The organism is Promicromonospora kroppenstedtii DSM 19349, assembly GCF_000515355.1.
In the GTDB taxonomy this organism is placed as follows: Bacteria; Actinomycetota; Actinomycetes; order Actinomycetales; family Cellulomonadaceae; genus Promicromonospora; species Promicromonospora kroppenstedtii.
This window is the reverse complement of record NZ_KI911690.1, coordinates 44,191-45,236: the sequence shown is the minus strand read 5'-3', so window position 1 is coordinate 45,236 and position 1,046 is coordinate 44,191. Positions and strand designations below refer to the sequence as shown.

The 1,046-nt window shown below is 72.3% G+C and carries 1 protein-coding gene; it reads right to left on the bottom strand.

Annotated features, from left to right (window positions below):
* Positions 1-119: 119 nt before the first annotated feature.
* On the bottom strand, positions 120-1,046 hold a 927-nt coding region (locus PROKR_RS16535; protein WP_036964782.1), incomplete at its 5' end, for a tripartite tricarboxylate transporter substrate binding protein.

Sequence of the window (1,046 nt, the reverse complement as noted above, 5' to 3'; positions counted from 1 at the left end):
GCGGGCGCGACGGCAGCGGCGCCGTCCGCCCCGCCGGCACCTGCGCCGTCCGAGCCGTCCGGCCTGCCGTTCGAGCTGCCGTCCACGCGCGCCTCCTTCGTTGCCGGTGCCACGAGGGATCAGCCCTCCGCGAGGCTGATGTCGTACTCCTCGGTGAGCGCCTTGTACTTCTCGGCGAGCTCGGTCCACTCGGTGGTGACCTCTTCGCCCGAGATCTCGTGCGGCGTCAGCAGGTTGTTCTCGTTGAACGAGGTGTAGGTGTCCGTGGCGATGGCGGCGTCGATCGACTCGACGAGCCGGGCCTGGACGTCCTCGGGCAGCCCCTTGGGCGCGGCCAGCGCGCGGTACTGGGAGACGGGCACGTCGTAGCCCTCCTCGACGGCCGTCGGCACGTCGGGCAGGAACTGGTTGCGCTCGGCCGAGAAGGCCAGCAGCGGCACCACCTTGCCGGCGTCGATCTGCGGCTTGGCCTCGCCGAGCTGCACCGTGGCCACCTGCACCTGGTCGCCGACGACGGCGGTCAGCGCGGGCGAGCCCGAGTCGAACGGGACGGCCGTGCCGTCGATCTCGGCCTGAGCGAACAGCGCGGCCTGCGCGAGCTGCGAACCGGTACCCACTCCCGTGGTGCCGTACTTGATCTCGCCAGACGCGCCCTTGAGGTCGTCCAGGGTCTCGAAGCCGGAGTCCACACTCGCCAGCAGCACGTAGTCGTCCTGCGAGAGGCCCTTGATCACGTCGAGGTCGGCCAGGTCCACGGCCTCGTCCTCGGACACCGCGAGCGGCGTGATCGTGATGAGGGAGGCGTTCAGCAGCACCAGCTCGTACCCGTCGGCCGGCTTGCCCGCGACCTCCTCGGTCGCCAGGGCGCCGTTGGCACCGGCGCGGTTGACGACCGGGACCGCCACGCCGAGGTCCTCGGCCATGCCCTCGGCCACCGCGCGGGCGATGAGGTCGGTCGAGCCGCCGGCGTCCTGCCCCACGGTGATGGTCACCGGGCCGGACGGGAAGTCCTCGCCCTCGCCGCCCCCGGCGGCGCCCACGTTGCC